Raw genomic sequence first — 21,172 nt, 5'->3', positions numbered from 1 at the left:
CGCGCCCATGGCCCTGACCGCCCGAGCCCTGTGGCTCCTCCTCCTCGGCGTCGTGCCGGTGGTCCTCCGGCCCGCCGCGTCGACGGTGTGGCTGTGGCTGCTGCTGTGGGTCGTCGTGGTGGGCGTCGACGCCTGGCTGGCGCCGCGACCCCGCAGCCTGCACCTGGAGCGCGAGCTGCCGACGTCGGTACGGCTGGGCGAGTCGGTGCGCTCGTCGCTCCTCGTCACCAACCCGGGGACGCGCCGGGCGGCCGGGCTGCTCCGCGACGCGTGGCCCCCGTCCGCGGGCGCCGAGCTGACCCGGCACCCGCTCCGCCTGGCCGCTGGTGAACGCACCCGCCTCACGACGACCCTCACGCCGACCCGCCGCGGCGACCGGCAGGCCGACCGCGTCACGGTCCGGCTGCGGGGACCGCTCGGGGTGGCCGCGCGGCAGGCGTCTCTGCCGGTGCCCGGACGGGTGCGCGTCCTGCACCCGTTCCCGTCGCGCCGGCACATCCCGAGCCGGCTCGCGGTGCTGCGCCAGCTGGACGGGCGCGCGGCGATGCGCACCCGTGGGCAGGGGACGGAGTTCGACTCGCTGCGCGACTACGTCGAGGGCGACGACGTCCGCTCCATCGACTGGCGGGCGACGGCCCGGCGCCGCGACCTCGTCGTCCGGACGTGGCAGCCGGAGCAGCACCGTCGCATCATCATCGTCCTCGACTCCTCGCGCACCAGCGCGGGCCGCATCGGCGACGCGCCGCGGCTCGACTCCGGCATGGACGCGGCCCTCTTCCTCACCGCCATCGCGGGTCACGCCCGCGACCGGATCTCCCTCATCGCCGGCGACCGGGTGGTGCGGGCGCGGGTCTCCGGCCACGACCGCGTCGGCACGCTGCACGACGCGATCTCGGAGCTGGCTCCCGTCGAGGCCCAGCTGGTCGAGGCGGACTGGCGGCTGCTGGCCTCGGAGGTGAGCCGGGTGGGCACCCAGCGCGCGCTCGTCGTCCTCATCACACCGCTCGAGTCCTCGGCGCTGGAGGAGGGGCTGCTGCCCGTGCTGCCGGCGCTCGCTGCGCGTCACCGGGTCGTCGTCGCCTCGGTCGCCGACCCGGCGGTCGACACCCTGCGTGCGGGGCGGGGCTCGGCGACGGACGTGTATGCCGCCGCTGCCGCCGAGCGCACGGTGGCCCTGCGTGGCCGGACCGCTGACGCGTTCCGCTCGCTCGGCGTCGAGGTGCTCGACGAGACCCCCGACCGGCTCCCCCTCGCGCTCGTCGACCACTACCTCGCCCTCAAGCGCCAAGGCCTCCTCTGACCCTCCTTAGCCTCGACTTATTGCCAGTTCGGGTCGGGCTCGCCGGGGCTCGCCCGACCCGAACTCGCAATAAGTCGAGGGGGACGGTGGGGGTCAGGCGGCGACGGGGGCGACGTCGCCCTGCTGGGTGATGTCGACGTCACCCGTGACACCGGCGCGGGCGGCGCGAGCACCGACGACGAAGACGTAGGCGAAGAAGAGCGCCTCCGCCACGACACCGATGAGGATGCGGGTCCACGTCGGCAGGCCCGACGGCGTCACGAACCCCTCGATGCCGCCACTGACGAAGAGGACGACGACCAGCCCCAGCGCGATCCCCGCGCCGGTGCGCCCCTCGGCCGCGAGGGAGTCCAGCCGAGAACGCGGCCCGGGCTCGATCCACGACCAGAAGAGGCGCAGGCCCACGGCGGCGGCGACGAAGACGGCCGTCAGCTCGAGCAGGCCGTGCGGCAGGATCAGCCCGAAGAAGAGCGACCCCCGGTCATGGGTCACCATCAGTGCGCCGGCGATGCCCACGGCGATGACGTTCTGCGCCAGCACCCACAGCACCGGGAGCCCGAGGACCCCGAGGGCGATGCACTGCGCCGCGACCCACGCGTTGTTGAGCCACACGAGGGTGGCGAACTCGTGGTGCGGGAACTCGGAGTAGTAGTTCTCGAAGTCGGTGCCGACGTAGGCCTCGATCTCGCGCTGCGTCATCTGCTGCGTGAAGACCTCGGGGTGGCGGACCGCCCAGGCGCCGACGACGAAGGCCAGCAGCACGCTGCCCACCATCGTCGCGAGCCACCACCGGCGGGTCCGGTAGAGCGCCGCCGGGAAGGTCGAGGTGAAGAACGCCGCGAAGTCGCGCCACGTCGTGGCCCGGCTGCCCGTGGCCGTGTGCCGCGCCCGCGCGAGGACCGAGGACAGGTAGCTGACCAGCGACGGGTCCGGGCTCGCCGAGCGCACCACCGAGAGGTGGGTGGACACCCGCTGGTAGAGGTCGAGCAGCTCGTCGGACTCGGCCCCGCTGAGCCGTCGTCGCGAGGCGAGCTCCTCCAGCCGGCGCCACTGACCCACATGGGTGGCGATGTAGGCGTCGAGATCCACGCGGTCACTCTATGCGCCGTGCCTGCGGGATAGCCTCGCTCCATGAGCGTGGACGGGGGCTACCGCACCTACGCCGGCGACGACCTCGTCACCGGCGAGGGCGTCTCGGTCGAGGTCCCGGTGGCCAGCGTACCGAGCCGCGTGGCCTCGCGGCTGATCGACCTCGTGATCACGGTGGGCCTCGCCCTGGGCAGCTTCTTCGTCGTCGGGATGCTCGTCGGCGGCTCGTCCGAAGCCGTCGCACGGGCTGCGACCATCCTCCTCGCCGTGTCGCTCACGGTCATCCTCCCCGTCCTGTTCGAGGTGCTGACCAGGGGCCGCAGTCCCGGGAAGTACGCGCTCGGCCTGTGCACCGTCCGGGACGACGGAGGGCCGATCACGCTGCGACACAGCGTCATCCGCCACCTCGTCGGCTTCGTCGAGTTCTACCTGCTGCAGGGGGCGCCGGCCGTCGTGGCCGCCGTGATCCACCCGCGAGCCAAGCGGCTCGGTGACATGGCGGCCGGGACCTACGTCATGTCGATGCGCCACAAGCTCCAGGTCACGGCGCCGCCCGAGGCGCCTCCCGCCCTCGAGCACTGGGTCACGAGGGCGGACATCGGCCCCATGCCGGCCTCCCTCGCCATCGGCGTGCGCCAGTTCCTCACCCGCACCGGCGGGCTCACCCCGCAGGCGCGTCACCACCTCGGCCAGGACCTGGGCGCGCAGGTGCTGCGCCACGTCTCCCCTCAGCCACCGCCCGGCATGCACCCCGAGTGGGTCCTGCGCGCCGTCCTCGCCGAGCGGCGTCGCCGTGACCTCGCCCGGATGCAGGCAGAGGCAGCCCGCGCGCAGCGCGTGCTCCCGCCCGACCCCCTCGGGTGACCGTCAGGTCGCAGCGGACAGGGCGGCATACCCCGGCTTGACGACCCGCTCGATGATGGCGAGCCGCTCGTCGAACGGGATGAACGCGGACTTCATCGCGTTGATCGTCGCCCAGCGCAGGTCGTCGAGCGTCCAGCCGGCCTCGTCGACGAGCAGCTGCATCTCGCGCGACATCGACGTCCCGGACATGAGCCGGTTGTCGGTGTTGACCGTGACGCGGAACCGCAGGTCCTTGAGCATCGAGATCGGGTGTGCCGCGATCGACTCCGCGGCCCCCGTTTGCAGGTTGGACGTCGGGCACATCTCGAGCGGGATGCGGCGGTCACGCACGTATGCCGCGAGCAGGCCGAGCGTGTGCGTGTCACCGTCGCTGGTGATGTCGTCGACGATGCGGACGCCGTGGCCGAGCCGCTCGGCGCCGCACCACTGGATGGCCTCCCAGATGCTCGGCAGCCCGAAGGCCTCGCCGGCGTGGATGGTGAAGTGCGCGTTCTCGCGACGGAGGTACTCGAACGCCGACAGGTGCCGGCTCGGCGGGAAGCCCGCCTCGGCGCCCGCGATGTCGAAGCCCCCGACGCCCTCGTCGCGGTAGCGGATCGCCAGCTCGGCGATCTCGTCGCTCTTGGCGGCGTGCCGCATCGCGGTGAGCAGCGAGACCATCCGGATCGGCGTGCCCGCTTCGGCCGCCTCGGCCTCGCCCTCGCGCAGTCCCGCCAGCACCGCCTCGACGACCTCGGTCAGCGCCAGCCCGCCCTCGACGTGCAGCTCGGGCGCGAAGCGCGACTCCGCGTAGACGACGCCGTCGGCGGCGAGGTCTAGGGCGCACTCGCGTGCGACCCGGCGCAGCTGCTCAGGGGTCTGCATCACCGCGACCGTGTGGCTGAACGTCGACAGGTAGCGCTCCAGCGAGCCGGAGTCGGCACTGTCACGGAACCAGCGTCCGAGCGCGTCGGCGTCATCGGCCGGCAGCTGGTCGTAGCCCGCCTCGACGGCAAGGTCGAGGATGGTCTGCGGACGCAGGCCACCGTCGAGGTGGTCGTGCAGGAGCGCCTTGGGCGCCCGCGCGACGAGGTCGGCGGACACGGCGGCGGCGCCGGAAGCACCCATCAGGAGATCCTGTCGATGAGGAGGGGAAGGAGGTCGGGGCGGGAGCCCGCGGGAGCGATCGTGAAGCCGCCCTCGAGCGCCTCCTTGGCCCGCTCGAAGCGCTCGGGGGTGTCGGTGTGCAGGGTCATCAGCCGCTCGCCGCCGCGCACGACGGCACCCGGCTTGGCGTGCAGCTCGATGCCCGCCCCCGCCTGCACCGGGTCCTCCTTGCGCGCCCGGCCCGCGCCGAGACGCCAGGCGGCGACCCCCACGGCATACGCGTCGAGCTGGGTGAGCACGCCGTCGGCCGGGGCGAGGATGTCCTCGGTGTGCCGCGCGACCGGCAGGTCGGCGTCCGGGTCCCCGCCCTGGGCGGAGATCATCCGGCGCCAGGCGTCCATCGCCCGGCCGTCCCGCAGGGCAGCGGCGACGTCGTCGCCGTCCCGACCGGCGGCCTGGAGCATCTCCTGGGCAAGAGCGACGGTGAGCTCCACGACGTCCTCGGGTCCCCCGCCGGCGAGCACCTCGACCGACTCGCGCACCTCGAGGGCGTTGCCGGCCGTCAGCCCCAGCGGGGTCTGCATGTTCGTGAGCAGGGCGACCGTGTTGACGCCCGCGTCGGTGCCGAGCTCGACCATCGTGCGCGCCAGCTCGGTGGCGTCCTCGCGGTTCTTCATGAACGCGCCCGAGCCGACCTTGACGTCGAGGACGAGCGCGCCCGTGCCCTCGGCGATCTTCTTGCTCATGATCGAGCTGGCGATGAGCGGGATCGCCTCGACCGTCCCGGTGACGTCGCGCAGGGCATAGAGCTTCTTGTCGGCGGGCGCCAGGCCGGAGCCGGCAGCGCAGATCACCGCGCCCACGTCGTCGAGCTGGGCGAGCATCGCCTCGTTGCTGAGGTCGGCGCGCCACCCCGGGATCGACTCCAGCTTGTCGAGCGTCCCGCCGGTGTGGCCCAGCCCGCGACCGGACAGCTGCGGGACCGCGACGTCGAAGACGGCGACGAGGGGTGCGAGCGGCAACGTGATCTTGTCGCCGACCCCTCCGGTCGAGTGCTTGTCGGCCGTCGGGCGCGTGAGCGAGGAGAAGTCCATCCGCTCGCCGCTCGCGATCATTGCGGCCGTCCACGTGGCGATCTCGCGGCGGTTCATCCCGTTGAGGAGGATGGCCATCGCCAGCGAGCTCATCTGCTCGTCGGCGACCGCCCCGCGCGTGTAGGCGTCGAGGACCCAGCGGATCTGCTCGTCGCTCAGCTCACGCCTGTCCCGCTTGCTGGTGATGACGTCGACGGCGTCGTGGGTCTCGCTCATGGGCGTCATCATGTCACCCGCGGCGTGGCCCTCAGATCTGGCGCAGGTTCTCCGGCCCGAACGCCTGCGGGAGGATCTGCTCCATCGTCTGGATGCCCTCCGGGGTCATGACGAGGCAGGTGGCGCCGCCGTTCTCCCACAACAGCTGTCGGCACCGTCCGCACGGCATGAGGGCCTCGCCGCGGCCGTCGACGCAGGACACGGCGACGAGCCGTCCGCCCCCGGTGGCGTGCAGCTCGGAGACCATGCCGCACTCGGCGCACAGGGTCACTCCGTAGCCGGCGTTCTCGACGTTGCACCCGGCGACGACCCGCCCGTCGTCGGTCAGCCCGGCGACCCCGACGCGGTAGTTCGAGTACGGCGCGTAGGCCAGCGTCGTCATCTCGACCGCCTTCTCACGAAGGGCATCCCAGTCGATGTCACTCATGGGCCGGCCTCGATCGCGACGGAGGAGGGGTCGGTCAGCGTATCGCCGCCGGCCTTGACGGTGTGCGCGACGACGACCGAGGCGAGCAGCCGGGCACCGACCCCGATTGCGTCCTCGTCGATGATGACGTCTCCCTGGTGCAGGTCGAAGGTGCGGCCGCCGGGCGTCCGGGTGCCGAGCCGAGCCATCGCGCCGGGTGCGTGCGAGAGGTACCACGAGTAGTCCTCGCCGCCGAGGGACTGCAGCGTCGGCGCCACCTGGAGGCCGGTGCCGAGGCAGGCGAACCGGAGTGCGTCGATCGCGTCGGTCTGGTTGACGACCGGGGGTACCCCCTTGGTGCGCTCCAGCCGCGCCTCGACGCCGTAGGGAGCCACGACGCCGTGCACGATCTCGTCGAGCAGCGGCCCGACGGTGGCCCACGCGTTGGCGTCGAGCATGCGCAGCGTCCCGCTGCACTCGCCGGAGCTCGGGATGACGTTGCTCGCCGTGCCGGCCCGGACCACGCCCCACACGAGGGCCGCTCCGGCGCGGGGGTCGAGGCGCCGGGACAGTGCCGCGGGCACGTCGGTGACGACCTTGGCGAGCGCGTAGGTCAGGTCCTCGGTGAGCTGCGGCCGCGAGGTGTGCCCGCCGCGGCCGGTGAGGACCACCCGCAGGTGGTCGCAGGCGGCCGTGATCGGCCCCTCGCGCAGCCCGATCTGTCCGACGTCCAGCGAGGGGTCGCAGTGCAGGGCGAAGACCGCGTCGACACCCTTCATGGCCCCCGCCGCGATGGCGTCGTGGGCGCCGCCGGGCATGACCTCCTCGGCCGCCTGGAAGATGGCGCGGACCGCCGTGCCCCGTTCGCGCAGGTCCTGCTCGAGCTCCTTGAGGGTGAGCATCGCGCCGAGGAGGGCGGTCACGTGGACGTCGTGCCCGCAGGCGTGCGCGACGCCGTCGATGGTCGAGGCGAACGGCAGCCCGGTGCGTTCCTGGACCGGCAGGGCGTCCATGTCAGCGCGCAGCGCGACGCGGTATGCCGGCTGCTCGGCTCCGACCTCGGCGACCAGTCCGGTGCCGGGGAGCCTGCGGACCCGGACCCCGGCGCTCTCGAGGCGCGCCGCCACGGCGTCGGTGGTGCGTGACTCGAGGCGCGCCAGCTCCGGGTGGGCGTGGAGGTCGCGGCGGAAGTCGAGGAGCTCGGGCAGCGCCGACGTGACGCTGGCACCGATCGCGGTGAGGGTGTCAGTCATGAGGACTGCCATGCTACTGGCGACCCGGGCCCTTCTCGTGCGCCTCCCCGCCTCGACGCAGCACCCACGTCGCCACCTACTGCACCGTAGGGCGTGCGATCACCCGCGCTACGGTGCAGTAGGCGCGGGGGGGGAGGGGGCACCGAGGGTCGGCGCGCGGGGTCAGGTGAGGTCGGTGCGGCCGAGCGCCCTGAGCTGCTCGACGACCTGCTTCACGTCCTGCGCCCGCTCGCGCGTCGTGACGAGCACCGCGTCGCCGGAGTCGACGACGACGACGTCCTCGAGACCCACGACGGCGATGGGGCGACCTCCACGGGGCGAGACCAGCCCGGTCGAGTCGACCGAGTGCACGAGGGCCGCGTCACCCAGCACCCGAGGCCCGCTCTCGGGCACGGGCAGCAGCTCGGCCAGGCTCGAGAAGTCGCCGATGTCGTCCCAGGCGAAGTCGCCGGGCACGACCGCGACCACCCCGATGTCGGCGGCGGGCTCGGCGACGGCGTGGTCGATCGCGATCTTCTCGAGGGTCGGCCACACCTCGTCGAGGCGACCCGGGTCGGCGGCGATCGCTCGCACCCCGTCGGCGAGCTCGGGGTGCCAGCGGTGGAGCAGGTCGAGCAGTACCCGAGCCTTCACGACGAACATGCCTGCGTTCCAGCGGAACTCACCTGTCGCCAGGTATGCCGTGGCGCGCCTCACGTCCGGCTTCTCGACGAACTGCCGCACGCGCCGGGCCGTGGGCGCCCCGGCGATCGCCGACCCCGTCTGGATGTAGCCGAAGCCCGTGGCCGGGTATGCCGGCTCGATGCCGATCGTCACGACGAGGCCGTCCCGGGCCACGTCGACGGCCTCGGTGACGCACCGGTGGAAGGCGCCGGCATCGGGGATGACGTGGTCCGCGGCGAACGAGCCGAGGACCGCGTCGGGGTCGCGCGCCTCGATGAAGGCCGCGGCCAGCCCGATCGCCGCCATGGAGTCGCGTGGCGCCGGCTCGGCGAGGACCTGGTCCTCCCGCAGCGCCGGCAGCTGGGCGCGCACCGCTTCCGCGTGGGACGCGCCGGTGACGACGACGACCCGCTCGTGAGCCAGGGGCGTGACGCGGTCGAGGGTCTCCTGGAGCAGGCTGCGGCCCGAGCCGGTGAGGTCGTGCAGGAACTTCGGGTGGCTCGCCCGGGACAGCGGCCACAGCCGGGTGCCCGCACCGCCTGCGGGCACGACGGCCCAGAACCCCGCGATCTCTGCCATGGGCGTCACAGTAGTTCCCACGTGGCCGGGGCGGCTGCGACTAGGATCCCAGCGAGCCACGACACGTCACGAGGGGTAGAGGAACGGCATGGACCTGCTGGAGCCCGTGCTGTTCACCGACGCCTGGGGTTCGCACGTCTCCATCGCCAGCCTCCAGGGCCGGCCCATCCCGAGCGCCGAGCCCGAGTCGGAGCTGTGGATGGGGGCGCACGAGAGCGGACCCTGCGGCATCGTCCGTGACGGCGTCAGCACGACCCTCGCCGACGTGATCCGGCAGGACCCGGTCGCCGAGCTCGGCGAGCGGTGCGCCGCCGACTTCGAGGGCCGGCTGCCGTTCCTGCTCAAGGTGCTCGCTCCGGGCCGCGCCATCTCGATCCAGGCGCACCCCACCGCCGAGCAGGCCCGTGCCGTCCGCGAGCGCGACGGCGACGCGACCTACGTCGACGACTGGGCCAAGCCCGAGCTGCTCGTCGCGATCGCGCCCTTCACCGTCTTCGTCGGGATGCGCACCCCCGACGAGGTCAGCGCCCTCGCCAAGCGCCTCGGTGTCCCGCGCCTCACCGCCCTCGTCGAGGCGGCCGCCACCGAGGCCGACCCGGCGCACGCCCTGCTCGCTTCGATCCTCGCCGTCCCCAGCGAGGAGCACACCGGCTTCGTCCGGGAGCTCGTCGCCGCGTGCGTCCGGGCCTCGGCCAGCCGCGACGACGAGGGCCACCAGTGCGCCGCCATCGCCCACGTCGCCGAGGACCACCCGGACGACATCGGCATCGCCGTCCTCCTGCTCATGCACCACCGCGTGCTCGAGCCCGGCGACTACATCGACGTGCCCGCCGGCGTCCTCCACTCCTACGTCAGCGGCCTCGGGATCGAGGTGCTCGCCAACTCCGACAACGTCGTTCGCGCAGGACTGACGAGCAAGCAGATCGACGTGCCCGAGCTGCTGCGCATCGTCGACCCCGACGAGGACGGGTGCTCCGGACATGCCGTGCCCGACCCGGACCTCCCCGCCACCGAGCGCTTCCCGAGCCAGTCCGACCGGTTCGCGCTGCGCCGGCTGAGCTCCCCCACCGACGTCGTCCTTCCCGGCGACGGCACCCCGCGGATCGCGTTCTGCCTCCACGGCGAGGTCACCCTCACCACGTCGGGCACGAGCCTGGTCCTCGGACCGGTGCGGGCGGCATACCTCTCCGCCCGGGACCAGAAGGTGTCGGTGAGCGGGAGCGGCGAGGTCTACCTCGTCACCCTCCCGGGCGTCTGACGTTCACGCAGTGCTCACCTGACCTCTCGGTGGATGCCGCTGCGGCGGCACCGAAACGCGTCACCGTGGACGGGTGCGAGTTGCCCTGGTGACGGAGTCCTTCCTGCCGACGCTCAACGGCGTGACGACGAGCGTCTGCAAGGTCGCCCGCTGCCTGCGCGACCTCGGGCACCAGGTCCGGATCATCGCGCCGGGCCCCGGTCCGAGCACGTACGAGGGCATCACGGTGCACGGGCTGCCCTCCGTGCCGGTGCGCCGGTTCCCGACCGGGGTCCCGACACCCGCCCTGCGGCGGGCGATCGACGACTTCGCCCCGGACGTCGTGCACGCGGCGTCGCCGTTCGTTCTCGGCGCACGCGCCCTCCAGCTGGCCCATCGCACGGGGACGCCCGCGGTGGCGATCTACCAGACCGACATGCCGAGCTACCTGGCCCAGCACGGCGGCGCGCTGCTGGGGGCAGGTGTCGCCGAGGCGTCGTGGCACTGGATCCGCCGGATGCACGGGCACGCGGACCTCACCCTGGCCCCCTCCTCCGCGACGCTGGCCGAGCTCCGCGCCCGCGGGGTCCCGCGCACCGACCTGTGGGGACGCGGCGTCGACACGGCGCTCTTCTCTCCGCGCCGACGCGCGGACCCCGAGGGTGCGGCGCTGCGGCGCGCCCTTGCGCCGGGCGGTGAGGTGCTGCTGGGCTACGTCGGGCGCCTCGCTCCCGAGAAGGAGCTGTGGCGGCTCGCCGAGGTCGCGCGCATCCCCGGGACCCGGCTCGTCGTCGTCGGTGACGGCCCCAGCCGCGCCGAGGTGGGCGCCCTGCTCACCGAGGCCGTCGCGTCCATGCCCGGGCGGCCCAACCGCTCCCCGCTCTTCCTCGGTCGCCAGAGCGGTGCCGACCTGGCCCGCGCGTATGCCGCGTTCGACGTCTTCGTGCACACCGGCACCCGCGAGACCTTCGGGCAGACGCTGCAGGAGGCGGCCGCGTCGGGGGTGCCGGTCGTCGCCCCGGCGCGCGGTGGCCCGCTCGACGTCGTCGACCACGGGCGCACGGGGCTGCTCTTCGACCCCGATGTCCCCGGGTCGCTGCACCAGCACGTCGACGCCCTCGTCGGCGACGGGACCTGGCGTGCCGCACTCGGGGCCGCCGCCGAGCAGGCCGTTCGCGGGCGCTCGTGGGAGTCGCTCACGACGCAGCTCGTGGCGCACTACGAGCGCGCCTGCACCGACCGCACCGCGCGCAGCGCCCGCACGGTCCCAGCCGCCTGACCCGTCCGGTCACGTAGGGTTCTTCGGTGGTCCGCCTGGCTGCGGACCACCGAGAGGAGCCACGATGCGCAGTGCTGCGCGCGCCGTCACGACGGCGGCGATGTCGGTCGCTGCCCTGACGGCTCCCGTGGCCCACGCGTTGGCGGCCCCGACGCCAACCCCTCCCGCGACGTCGAGCCCCAGCGCCAGCCCGACCCTTCCCACCATCAGGCAGTCGCTCGACCCGGCGCGCAGCATCGGCGGCCCACGCCTCGCCGAGATGAACGCGGTGATCGTCGACCTGCCACCCGGGGTGCCGCCTCCCCCGGCTGTCGCCGACGTCGCGTGGGTGATCGCCGACGCCGAGACCGGCGAGATCCTCGCGGCGAAGAACCCGCACGCCCACCTGCTGCCCGCCAGCACGCTCAAGGTCTTCACCGCCCTGCACCTCCTCCCCCGGATCAAGCCCACCGCGGTCCTGACCGCCACCGCCCTCGAGGCCGGCGCCGAGGGCACCCGCGTCGGGATGGTCCCGGGCCAGACCTACACCGCCGCCCAGCTCTTCCAGGCGCTCGTCATGTCGTCCGGCAACGACGCGGCGTACGGGCTCGCCGCCCTCAACGGCGGGATCGCGCCGACCGTGGCCCAGCTCAACGTCCTCGCCGCCCAGCTCGGTGCCCACGACACCGTCATCGTCGACCCCAGCGGGCTCGACTCGCCGGGACAGCGCTCGAGCGCCTACGACCTCGCCCTCGTCGGACGAGCGGCCATCGCGGACCCCGCGTACGTGAAACTCGCCACGACCAGGACGGCGGCGTTCCCCGGCGCCGCGGCCTCTCGCGGCCGGGCGAGCTACGCGATCGGCAACCACAACCGGCTCGTGTGGAACTACCCCGGCACGCTCGGGGTGAAGAACGGCTTCACCAGGGCGGCCCACCGCACCTTCATCGGCGCGGCCCGCCGCGGCGACCGGACCTACATCGTCACGGAGATGTACGGCACGGGGAGCAGCTGGCGACCGGCCGCCTCGCTCCTCGACTGGGCCTTCGCCCACGGCGAGTCCGCCTCGCCGGTCGGCCGCCTCGTGGAGAGGGGCGAGGTGCCCGAGCCGCTCACGGCAGCTCAGCCCCGGCCGCCGGCACCCTCACCGGCGACGCCCCGGCCGACCTCCCCGGCGGTCGCCCCCCAGCCCGAGGCAGCCGCTCTTCCCGAGCCCTCCGGCACGGTGCACACGTCGATGTTGCCGTTCGCCGCCCTGGGCGGGCTCGTCCTCCTGCTCGTCGGGCTGAGGGCGACCCGGGGTCGCCTTCGTCGGCGCCAGGTCCGCTCAGAGCGCAGCGACGTGAGCCTGCCACGCGGCATACGTCGGGAGAAGGCCTGAGTCGAGCGCCTCGGCCAGGGTGGGCGCGGACTCGTCCTTGGGCGACACGTTGGCGGTGAGGTCGCGCGGGATGTCGAGGCCCAGCTCCGGGTCGAGTGGGTGGATCCCGTGCTCGCCCGTGGGGTTGTAGGCCGCGGTGCACAGGTACATCGCCGTCGTGTCGTCCTCCAAGGCGCAGAACGCGTGCCCCAGGCCCTCGGTGAGGTAGACCGCACGTCGGTCCACCGCGTCCAGGAGCACCGTCTCGACCTGCCCGAAGGTGGGTGAGCCGACCCGGAGGTCGACGACGAAGTCGAGCAGGCTGCCGGCCACGGCGGTGATGTACTTGCCCTGCCCGGGCGGCAGGTCGGCGAAGTGCACGCCACGCACGGTGCCCCGCGAGGAGACCGAGATGTTGGTCTGGACGATGTCCGGACGGTGGCCCAGCTGCTTCGCCAGCAGGTCGCCGCGGAAGGACTCGAGGAACACCCCGCGCCCGTCCGGGAACTGCCGTGGCGTGACGACGAACGCGCCCTCGATGCCGAGCCTGATGATCTCCATCAGTTGCGACCCTTCCCCTCGGCGAGGCACGCGTGGAGGTAGGCGCCGTAGCCGCTCTTGACGAGGTCGTCGGCCAGGGCCGCCAGCCGGGCGTCGTCGATCCACCCGGCTCGCCACGCGATCTCCTCGACGCAGCCGATCTTCGTGCCCTGCCTGGCCTCGATGAGGTGGACGAACTGGCTGGCATCCATGAGCCCCTCGAAGGTCCCCGTGTCGAACCACGCGGTGCCCCGCGGCAGGACGGTCACGGTGAGGTCGCCGCGCTTGAGGTAGGCGTCGTTGACGCCGGTGATCTCGAGCTCGCCGCGGGCGCTGGGCTGGAGGTCGTGGGCGATCTGCACGACGTCGTGGTCGTAGAAGTAGAGCCCCGGCACCGCATAGCTCGACTTGGGCTTCTCGGGCTTCTCCTCGATCGACAGCACCTTCCCGTCGTCGTCGAACTCGACGACGCCGTAGGCCGACGGCTCGTGGACGTGGTGGGCGAAGACGTGTCCGCCACGCACGTCGGTCAGGGCGCGGAGCGAGCGCCCGAGGCCCGTGCCGTAGAAGATGTTGTCGCCGAGGACGAGGGCGACCGAGTCCCCGCCGATGAAGTCCTCGCCGATGATGAAGGCCTGGGCGAGGCCGTCGGGACTGGGCTGGACGGCATACGAGATCTCGATGCCCCACGCGCTGCCGTCGCCGAGGAGGCGCTCGAACTGCTCCTGGTCCTGCGGCGTCGTGATGATGAGGACCTCGCGGATGCCCGCCATCATCAGCGTGGAGAGCGGGTAGTAGACCATCGGCTTGTCGTAGATCGGCATGAGCTGCTTGCTGATGCCACGTGTGATCGGGTGCAGTCGCGTCCCCGAGCCTCCGGCCAGGATGATCCCCTTCATGGCAGGAACCCTAGCCAGTGGGTGACGGCCGTCGAGCGACGGCACCCACTCAGTACCCTTGGGGCCGTGCGCACACTTGTCACCGGCGGTGCCGGCTTCATCGGGTCCAACTTCGTCCACCTCACGCTCGCGACGCGGCCGGACGTGGAGCTCACCGTGCTGGACGCGATGACATATGCCGGTTCCGAGGCGTCACTCGCCGGGCTCGAGGGGCGCGTCGAGGTCGTGCGCGGTGACATCACCGACGCCGAGCTCGTCGACCGCCTCGTCTCGGAGTCCGACCTCGTCGTGCACTTCGCGGCCGAGTCGCACAACGACAACTCGCTGTCGGACCCGTGGCCCTTCGTGCACACCAACGTCGTGGGCACCTACACGCTGCTCGAGGCGGTGCGGCGCCACGGCACCCGCTTCCACCACGTCTCGACCGACGAGGTCTACGGCGACCTCGAGCTCGACGACCCCGCCCGGTTCACCGAATCCACGCCCTACAACCCGTCGAGCCCCTACTCCTCCACCAAGGGCGCGAGCGACCTGCTCGTGCGGGCCTGGGTGAGGTCCTTCGGCGTCGCCGCGACGATCTCCAACTGCTCCAACAACTACGGCCCGCGCCAGCACGTCGAGAAGTTCATCCCCCGGCAGGTCACCAACGTCGTCGACGGGGTGCGCCCCAAGCTCTACGGCGACGGCCTCAACGTGCGCGACTGGATCCACGTCGACGACCACAACCGCGCCGTCTGGACCATCATCGACCGCGGCGAGGTCGGCGAGACCTACCTCATCGGGGCCGACGGCGAGGTCGACAACAAGACCGTCATCCGCGACATCCTCGAGCTGATGGGCGAGGACGCCGACGCCTACGACCACGTGACTGACCGCCCCGGTCACGACCGCCGCTACGCGATCGACTCCAGCCGGCTGCGCTCGGAGCTCGGGTGGACGCCCGAGTACCCCAGCTTCCGCGAGGGGCTCGAGGCGACCATCGCCTGGTACCGCGACAACGAGGACTGGTGGCGGCCGATGAAGGACGCCACCGAGGCGAAGTACGCCGCCGTCCAGACCGTCGTCCCCCGCTGATGGCCCGCTGGCTCGTCACCGGCGCGGGTGGCATGCTCGCGCACGACCTCCTCCCCCGCCTCGCACGCGCGGGTCATGAGGTGACGGCGATGCGCCGCACTGACCTCGACGTCACCGACGCCGGCGGGTGTGCGGACGCGGTCGACGGCCACGACGTCGTGGTGAACCTCGCCGCCTGGACCGCTGTCGACGACGCCGAGACCCAGGAGGCAGAGGCCTTCGCGGTCAACGCGGTCGGCGCCGCCAACCTCGCGCGGGCGTCCACGCGATCGGGTGCCCGGCTCGTGCACATCTCGACCGACTACGTCTTCGCCGGCGACGCGACGAGCCCGTATGCCGTCGACGCGCCTCTCGCTCCCCGCTCGGCCTACGGCCGCACCAAGGCAGCCGGCGAGTGGGCGGTGCTCGCGCACGCCCCGTCAGCGCTCGTCGTGCGCACCGCGTGGCTGTACGGCGCGGGCGGACCGAACTTCGTCACGACGATGGCGCGGCTGGCGGGCGAGCGGGACACGCTCGCGGTCGTGGACGACCAGCACGGCCAGCCGACGTGGACCGGGGACCTCGCCGACGCCGTCATCCGGCTCGTGGACTCCGAGGCGCCCGCAGGCCTGTGGCACGGCACCGGAGGCGGGGAGACGACGTGGTTCGGCTTCGCCCGAGCGGTGTTCGAGGAACTCGGGCTGGACCCCGAGCGGGTCGGTCCGACGACGACGGACGCCTTCCCGCGGCCGGCGCCGCGGCCGGCCTACTCCGTGCTCGGACACGACCGTTGGGCCGAGGCGGCACTGGACCCGCTCCCCGACTGGCGGGACGCCCTGAGGCGCGCCGCACCCGAGGTCCTCGGCACCTCCGTCTGACTCAGCGCCGTCCGCCCACCCGACGCAGGAGGCGACCCACTCCGCCCAACCCCGCGGCGGCGGCCGCACCCAGTGCCGCTCCGATGGCGAGGTTGACACGGTCGTCGGCGCGCCGGGCACGTGGGGCGACGACGGTGTCGCTGTGACGACCGGGCCCTGACGCTGCGGGCTCGCGCCCCAGCCACACCGGGTCCGGAACGGTCGGGTCCAGCGCTGCGGACACCGGCAGGGCGGGCCCCTCGACGAGCTTGTCCTTCTCGCCCTCGCTGAGGTGGCGGGTGGCGTCGGCCTCGAGCGAGTTCGCGGACCACGCGGCCGACAGCAGGATGATCCGCGACATGAAGTTGAGCCAGGCGAGCAGGCCGACGACCACCGCGATCGACGCGAACAGCGGGTTCTCCGTCGTCCCGGCGATGAGGCTCGTGCCGAGCAGCTTGAGCAGCGTGATGCCGATGCCGCCGACCACGGCACCGCCGACGAGCCCTCGCCACGGCACCTCCACCCCCGACAGCAGGCGGAGCATCACGAGGACGACGAACCCGTCGAGGACCGCCCCGATGACCAGGGCGATGCCGCGCAGCAGCCACTGCTGACCCCCGAGGCCGATGGCCTCCGCGATGAACGAGGTCAGGGCGCTGGCCACCCCCGTGACCGCCGCCGAGACGACGATGGCGAGGCCGAGCAGCACGAGCACACCGAGGTCACGCAGCTTGGCCATGACGATGTTGCCGGGCGCGCCCTCCGCCCGGAAGACCGTGCGGATGCCGTCGCGCAGGGCACTGAGCCAACCGAGACCGGCATACAACAGGCCACCGAGACCGACGAGCCCGGTGACCGTCAGGGCACCACCGCCCGGTGCCTCGATCGGGATGAGCCCCTTGTCACCGTCCTTGACGAAGCCCGGCAGGGTGTCGTTGAGGTAGTCCTTGATCTGGCCGAGCCACTGGGGGTTGTCCTGCAGCAGGACACCGAAGACCGTGAACGCGAGCGCCACGACCGGGAAGATCGAGAAGAACGCGAAGTAGGCGACCCCGCCGGCGAGCAGGTTGCCGCGTGCGTCGCCGTACCGCTGCCACGCCTTCCAAAGCCTGGAGTCCTGGAAGCGGGCCCAGAGGTCCTTGGCCTTGTCCACCCTCAGCCCTTCAGCGCGAAGGTGGAGCGGGGGCGCCACACACCGTCGTCGGTCTGGTGGAACAGCTCGATGGACGACACGTCGAACGTCGCGCGGAAGTCGCCGAGCTCGTCGAACGCCGCGTCGAGGGCCGCCTCGCCGAGGTGGTGCGCCACGGTGACGTGCGGGTGGTAGTTGAACTCCAGGAGGCGCTCGACCGGTCCGCTGCGCACGCCTCGCTCGAGGAGCTCGCACTGCGAGATGCCCAGCGACACCTGGACGAACACCACCGGCGACAGGGGGCGGAACGTGCCGGTCCCCGAGAGCGCCATCCGGAAGGGCGCGTGCTCCCGGGCGATGTCGTCGAGGTGGTCCTCGAAGGCCTCGAGCGCCGGCTCGTCGATGTCGGTGGGAGGCAAGAGCGTGACGTGCGGGGGGATGAACCGCGCGAGCGGGTCGCCGAAGCGCTCGCGGGCGTCCTGCAGCACCGACGCGTGGGGCTCGGGCACCGTGATGGCCACGCCATGAGTGGGCACGCGTTCGACCCTAGCGGCCGGCCGGGAGGAGCCCGACCCGCTCGCGCACGCGTTCCATCGTCGTCCGGGCCACTGCCCGGGCGCTCTCGGCGCCGGAGGCGAGGATGCGGTCGAGCTCGGCGGGGTCGTCGAGCAGCTCACGCATGCGGGCCTGGAAGGGGGTGAGCGCCTCGACGACGACGTCCGCGACCTCCTTCTTGAGGTCGCCGTAGCCGCGACCGGCGAACGACGCCTCGAGCTCCTCGATCGAGGACCCGGAGAGGACGGAGTGGATGACCAGCAGGTTGGAGACGCCCGGCTTGTGCTCGACGTCGTAGCGGACCTCGGCGTCGGTGTCGGTGACGGCCGAGCGGATGTTCTTCGCGATCTTGGCCGGGTCCTGCATGAGGTCGATGAGGCCCTTGGGAGAGGACCCGGTCTTGCTCATCTTGGCCGCGGGGTCCTGGAGGTCCTGGATCTTGGCCGCGCCCTTGACGATGTACGGCTCGGGCACGACGAGCCCACCGTCACCGAAGCGGGCGTTGAACCGCTCGGCGAGGTCGCGGGTGATCTCGAGGTGCTGGCGCTGGTCCTCACCGACGGGGACGTAGGCGGCGTCGTACATCAGGATGTCCGCCGCCATGAGCATCGGGTAGGTCAGCAGGCCGACGTTGGCGTTGCCCCCCTTGGCCACCTTGTCCTTGAACTGCGTCATCCTCCGGGCCTCACCCTCGGCGGTGAGGCAGTTCATCACCCAGCCCAGCTCGGCGTGCTCGGTGACGTGGCTCTGGCAGAAGACCGCCGACCGCTTCGGGTCCACCCCGCCGGCGAGGAACTGCGCCGCGGTCACGCGGGTGCGCTGCCGCAGCACGGCCGGGTCGGTGGGCACGGTCAGGGCGTGCAGGTCCGCCACGAAGTAGAAGGCGTCGAACTCGTCCTGCAGCCTGACCCAGTTGACCAGTGCCCCGAGGTAGTTGCCGAGGTGGAGGGAGTCACTGGTGGGCTGCATCCCGGAGAGAATCCGGGGCGCCGCCGACGGTGCGTCTGGTGCGGACATGCGCGCCATTGTGTCAGGTGGTTCGCCCTAGACTCGCAGCGTGCCTCGCCTCCCGGACGCGTTCGCCACACTCCTCGGCCACTCCCCCGAGGGGGTCTGGTCCGCCCCCGGACGGGTCAACCTCATCGGGGAGCACACCGACTACAACGGCGGTCTCGCGCTCCCGATCGCGTTGCCCCACCGGACCCGGTGCGCGGCCTCACCGCGCGACGACGACCTGCTCCGCATCCACTCACTGCAGGACGACTCGTCCGTCGAGGTGCTGATCGACGACGTGGCGGACGGGCACCCTGCCGGCTGGACGGCCTACGTCGCCGGTGTCGTGTGGGCACTGCGTCGGGCCGGGTATGCCGTGCGCGGTCTGGACGTCGTCGTCGACGGGCGGGTGCCCCTCGGCGCGGGGCTGTCCAGCTCGGCCGCGCTCGAGTGCTCCGTCGCCGCAGCGGTCTCGGACCTGTTCGGCCTGGGCCTGCTCGGCTTCCCCGAGGGCCGTGACGTCCTCGCAGCGGCGTGCCAGCGGGCCGAGAACGACATCGCCGGCGCTCCCACCGGCGGCATGGACCAGGCCGCCGCGATGCACTGCACCGAGCGGCACGCGTTGCGGCTCGACTGCAGGGACGGCACCCATGAGCAGGTGCCGTTCGACCTGTCCGCCCACGACGCCGTCCTGCTCGTCACCGACACCCGGGCCAGCCACGCCCTGGCCGACGGCCAGTACGGCGCACGCCGGGCCGCCTGCGAGCAGGCAGCCGAGATCCTCGGCGTCGAGACGCTCCGCGAGGTCGTCGGCCAGCCGCTCGACGAGACACTGGCGCGGCTGCCGGACGACGTGCTGCGGCGCCGCACGCGTCACGTGGTGACCGAGATCGAGCGCGTCGACGAGGTCGTCGGGCTGCTGCGCGAGGGCGACCTGGCGGGCGTCGGACGGACCTTCGTCGCCTCGCACGAGTCCCTGCGCGACGACTACGAGGTGTCGTGCACCGAGCTCGACCTCGTCGTCGACACCGCCCTGGCCCATGGCGCCCTCGGGTCGCGGATGACCGGCGGCGGCTTCGGCGGCTCGGCGATCTCCCTCGTTCCGACAGCGGAGGTCGACCGAGTGTCCGAGGCGATCGAGGCAGCGTTCGCCGACGCGCGCCTCACCGCGCCCTCCTCGTTCGCGGTCACCGCAGCGGGCCCCGCAGCCCGCGACTGATTGCGAGTTCCGGTCGCGCGAGGGCAGCGAGAGAGAACGGAACTCGCAATCAGTCGGCCTGCAGCGTGAGGTCGTAGTCGACCGTGAGTGGCGCATGGTCGCTCCACCGCTCGGCGTAGGCCGCCGCCCGGCCCACCTCCGCTCGCGTTGCAAGCCCGTCCAGCGCCCGGCTGGCGAACTGGTAGTCGATCCGCCTGGCGGCGTCGTTGTCGAACGCCGTGCCACGCGAGGACCACCACGTGTAGGGGCCCGGTCCTGGGCCGTGGAGGGTGCGGTGGACGTCGACCCAGCCGTGCTCGCTCCCCCAACGGTCGAGGTGCGCCCGCTCCTCGGGTAGGAAACCCGACTTGCCGAGGCGGCCCTTCCAGTTCTTGAGGTCGTCGGCCGAGTGGCAGATGTTGAGGTCGCCGGCGAGGACGGCATGCGCGTCGTCCTGTCCGAGGGTTGACAGGCGCGAGCCGATCGCATCGAGGAACCGCATCTTCTCGTCTGCCTCGGCGTGCATGCCTCACCGGTGTGGACGTAGGTGGAGACCACGGTCATGGGCCGGTCCGGGCCTCGCACATCGACCTCCACCCAGCGGCGGGCGCCGGCGAACTCCGCCGCCCCCACGTCGCTGGTGACGCGGGTGGGTGGCTGGCGGGTGAGCACCGCCACCCCTGCGTGGTCCTTGGCACGGCCGGGTGCACAGTTGACGTGCCAGCCGGCCAGCTCGCTGTGGTCCAGGACCTCTCGCAGCTGCTCCTCGCTGGCCCGCACCTCCTGCAGAGCGATGACGTCGGCCTGCTGGGCGGCCAGCCAGTCGAGGCCGCCTCGCCGGGCCGCGGCACACATACCGTTGACGTCGGCCGAGATGAGTCGCATCGCGCCCGAGCCTACCGATCCCCCAGTTATGGTTCGATCATGGCTGCAGACGTCGACCGCACTGTCCCGTCCGGCCACGTCCTCGTCGTGTGCACCGGCAACGTCTGTCGCTCCCCCTACATCGAGCGCCTCCTCGCGCGTGAGCTGGCGGACACCGACATCGTCGTCTCGAGTGCCGGCACCGGGGCGCTGGTGGGCGCTCCGATCGACCCTGAGTCGGTCACCAGGCTCACCGCAGCCGGGGCCCACGGAGGAGGCTTCACGGCGCGCCAGATCAGTCGCGAGATCGTCGCCGAGGCCGATCTCGTCATCAGTGCCACCCGAGACCACCTGTCTTCTGTCGTGCCGCTTCACCCGCGGGCGCTGCGCTACGCGTTCGCCCTGCACGACCTCGGCGACCTGCTCGCGGCGGTCTCCGAGCGCGATGTCGCAGCGGCCCCCGGCGCCAACCGAGTGGCGAAGGTCGCGGCCGCGGCAATCGCCAAGCGTGGCGTGGTCCACCCGCGCCTCGCCGACACCGCCGACGTCATCGACCCGTTCCGGAGGGACTCTTCCGTCTTCGACCAGATGACCGAGGAGATCGCGCAGTCTCTGCCGACGGTCGCTGCCGTCCTGCGCGGTCCCGCAGTCGCCTGAGACGCGCTGACCGCACAGC

At 72.5% G+C, this 21,172-nt stretch carries 21 protein-coding genes and 1 pseudogene; 9 read left to right on the top strand and 13 right to left on the bottom strand.

Annotated features, from left to right (window positions below):
- Positions 1 to 7: 7 nt before the first annotated feature.
- The gene (locus tag ACOJV9_RS04715; protein ID WP_420184024.1) at positions 8 to 1,300 is read left to right on the top strand and encodes a DUF58 domain-containing protein; all 1,293 of its coding nucleotides are present in this window, start codon (positions 8 to 10) and stop codon (positions 1,298 to 1,300) included.
- 93 nt (positions 1,301 to 1,393) lie between these two features.
- Here the strand turns inward: ACOJV9_RS04715 and ACOJV9_RS04710 are convergent, their stop codons facing one another.
- Positions 1,394 to 2,389, bottom strand: a complete 996-nt coding sequence (locus ACOJV9_RS04710; protein WP_420184023.1) for a stage II sporulation protein M — start codon at positions 2,387 to 2,389, stop codon at positions 1,394 to 1,396.
- A 42-nt stretch (positions 2,390 to 2,431) separates the two neighbouring features.
- Here ACOJV9_RS04710 and ACOJV9_RS04705 point away from each other — a divergent pair, with 42 nt between their 5' ends.
- Positions 2,432 to 3,253, top strand: a complete 822-nt coding sequence (locus ACOJV9_RS04705; protein ID WP_420184022.1) for an RDD family protein — start codon at positions 2,432 to 2,434, stop codon at positions 3,251 to 3,253.
- Positions 3,254 to 3,256: 3 nt separating this feature from the next.
- Here ACOJV9_RS04705 and ACOJV9_RS04700 read toward each other — a convergent pair whose 3' ends face one another.
- From ACOJV9_RS04700 to ACOJV9_RS04680, 5 genes are all read right to left on the bottom strand, one after another.
- Entirely contained in the window at positions 3,257 to 4,360 is a 1,104-nt protein-coding gene (locus ACOJV9_RS04700) for an adenosine deaminase (protein WP_420184021.1), read from the bottom strand.
- Positions 4,360 to 5,649, bottom strand: coding sequence for a thymidine phosphorylase (locus ACOJV9_RS04695; RefSeq protein ID WP_420184020.1), 1,290 nt, complete (start codon positions 5,647 to 5,649; stop codon positions 4,360 to 4,362). Before ACOJV9_RS04695 ends, ACOJV9_RS04700 begins: the two co-directional genes overlap by 1 nt.
- A 31-nt stretch (positions 5,650 to 5,680) precedes the next feature.
- Positions 5,681 to 6,076, bottom strand: a complete 396-nt coding sequence (locus ACOJV9_RS04690) for a cytidine deaminase (RefSeq protein WP_420184019.1) — start codon at positions 6,074 to 6,076, stop codon at positions 5,681 to 5,683.
- Complete coding sequence (locus tag ACOJV9_RS04685) at positions 6,073 to 7,308, bottom strand: amidohydrolase (protein ID WP_420184018.1); 1,236 nt, start codon at positions 7,306 to 7,308, stop codon at positions 6,073 to 6,075. Before ACOJV9_RS04685 ends, ACOJV9_RS04690 begins: the two co-directional genes overlap by 4 nt.
- Before the next feature lie 162 nt (positions 7,309 to 7,470).
- Complete coding sequence (locus tag ACOJV9_RS04680; protein WP_420184017.1) at positions 7,471 to 8,550, bottom strand: mannose-1-phosphate guanylyltransferase; 1,080 nt, start codon at positions 8,548 to 8,550, stop codon at positions 7,471 to 7,473.
- Positions 8,551 to 8,638: 88 nt separating this feature from the next.
- On the opposite strand from ACOJV9_RS04680, the gene manA reads away from it, so the two are divergent.
- From manA to ACOJV9_RS04665, 3 genes are all read left to right on the top strand, one after another.
- Positions 8,639 to 9,808 (top strand): mannose-6-phosphate isomerase, class I, encoded by a 1,170-nt coding sequence (gene manA, locus ACOJV9_RS04675; protein WP_420184016.1) that lies wholly within the window; start codon positions 8,639 to 8,641, stop codon positions 9,806 to 9,808.
- A gap of 73 nt (positions 9,809 to 9,881) precedes the next feature.
- A complete protein-coding gene (locus tag ACOJV9_RS04670) occupies positions 9,882 to 11,066 on the top strand; it encodes a glycosyltransferase family 4 protein (protein ID WP_420184015.1) in 1,185 nt (394 codons plus the stop codon).
- Positions 11,067 to 11,130: 64 nt separating this feature from the next.
- A complete protein-coding gene (locus ACOJV9_RS04665) occupies positions 11,131 to 12,426 on the top strand; it encodes a D-alanyl-D-alanine carboxypeptidase family protein (RefSeq protein WP_420184014.1) in 1,296 nt (431 codons plus the stop codon).
- On the opposite strand, the gene ACOJV9_RS04660 is transcribed toward ACOJV9_RS04665, so the two are convergent.
- On the bottom strand, positions 12,373 to 12,966 hold the full coding sequence (locus tag ACOJV9_RS04660) for a dTDP-4-dehydrorhamnose 3,5-epimerase family protein (RefSeq protein WP_420184013.1): 594 nt from the start codon (positions 12,964 to 12,966) through the stop codon (positions 12,373 to 12,375). The genes ACOJV9_RS04665 and ACOJV9_RS04660 overlap by 54 nt on opposite strands.
- Positions 12,966 to 13,844 (bottom strand): glucose-1-phosphate thymidylyltransferase RfbA, encoded by an 879-nt coding sequence (rfbA, locus tag ACOJV9_RS04655; protein ID WP_420184012.1) that lies wholly within the window; start codon positions 13,842 to 13,844, stop codon positions 12,966 to 12,968. The genes ACOJV9_RS04660 and rfbA overlap by 1 nt, the downstream gene beginning before the upstream one ends.
- 66 nt (positions 13,845 to 13,910) lie before the next feature.
- Here rfbA and rfbB point away from each other — a divergent pair, with 66 nt between their 5' ends.
- Both rfbB and rfbD read left to right on the top strand, forming a co-directional pair.
- Positions 13,911 to 14,918: a dTDP-glucose 4,6-dehydratase gene (rfbB, locus tag ACOJV9_RS04650; RefSeq protein ID WP_420184011.1), complete on the top strand. Its 1,008-nt coding sequence runs from the start codon at positions 13,911 to 13,913 to the stop codon at positions 14,916 to 14,918.
- Positions 14,918 to 15,775 (top strand): dTDP-4-dehydrorhamnose reductase, encoded by an 858-nt coding sequence (gene rfbD / locus ACOJV9_RS04645; protein ID WP_420184010.1) that lies wholly within the window; start codon positions 14,918 to 14,920, stop codon positions 15,773 to 15,775. The genes rfbB and rfbD overlap by 1 nt, the downstream gene beginning before the upstream one ends.
- 1 nt (position 15,776) lies before the next feature.
- Here the strand turns inward: rfbD and ACOJV9_RS04640 are convergent, their stop codons facing one another.
- From ACOJV9_RS04640 to trpS, 3 genes are read right to left on the bottom strand one after another with little or no spacing between them, the layout of a single operon-like run.
- The gene (locus ACOJV9_RS04640) at positions 15,777 to 16,907 is read right to left on the bottom strand and encodes a YihY/virulence factor BrkB family protein (RefSeq protein WP_420184009.1); all 1,131 of its coding nucleotides are present in this window, start codon (positions 16,905 to 16,907) and stop codon (positions 15,777 to 15,779) included.
- A gap of 2 nt (positions 16,908 to 16,909) precedes the next feature.
- Entirely contained in the window at positions 16,910 to 17,422 is a 513-nt protein-coding gene (locus tag ACOJV9_RS04635) for a 2'-5' RNA ligase family protein (protein ID WP_420184008.1), read from the bottom strand.
- Positions 17,423 to 17,432: 10 nt separating this feature from the next.
- A complete protein-coding gene (trpS, locus tag ACOJV9_RS04630) occupies positions 17,433 to 18,467 on the bottom strand; it encodes a tryptophan--tRNA ligase (RefSeq protein WP_420184007.1) in 1,035 nt (344 codons plus the stop codon).
- Positions 18,468 to 18,498: 31 nt separating this feature from the next.
- Here trpS and galK point away from each other — a divergent pair, with 31 nt between their 5' ends.
- On the top strand, positions 18,499 to 19,653 hold the full coding sequence (gene galK, locus ACOJV9_RS04625) for a galactokinase (RefSeq protein WP_420184006.1): 1,155 nt from the start codon (positions 18,499 to 18,501) through the stop codon (positions 19,651 to 19,653).
- A gap of 49 nt (positions 19,654 to 19,702) precedes the next feature.
- On the opposite strand, the gene ACOJV9_RS04620 is transcribed toward galK, so the two are convergent.
- Positions 19,703 to 20,158 (bottom strand): endonuclease/exonuclease/phosphatase family protein, encoded by a 456-nt coding sequence (locus tag ACOJV9_RS04620; RefSeq protein WP_420184005.1) that lies wholly within the window; start codon positions 20,156 to 20,158, stop codon positions 19,703 to 19,705.
- A gap of 62 nt (positions 20,159 to 20,220) precedes the next feature.
- Positions 20,221 to 20,487, bottom strand: a pseudogene (locus ACOJV9_RS04615) (endonuclease/exonuclease/phosphatase family protein); the annotation flags it as partial.
- Positions 20,488 to 20,556: 69 nt separating this feature from the next.
- Between ACOJV9_RS04615 and ACOJV9_RS04610 the strand changes: the two are divergent.
- On the top strand, positions 20,557 to 21,153 hold the full coding sequence (locus ACOJV9_RS04610; RefSeq protein ID WP_420184004.1) for an arsenate reductase/protein-tyrosine-phosphatase family protein: 597 nt from the start codon (positions 20,557 to 20,559) through the stop codon (positions 21,151 to 21,153).
- Positions 21,154 to 21,172 lie beyond the last annotated feature (19 nt).

Source organism: Knoellia terrae, assembly GCF_048606435.1.
In the GTDB taxonomy this organism is placed as follows: domain Bacteria; phylum Actinomycetota; class Actinomycetes; order Actinomycetales; family Dermatophilaceae; genus Knoellia; species Knoellia terrae.
Note: the sequence above shows the minus strand (reverse complement) of the source record. Positions and strands in the feature narration are given on the sequence as shown.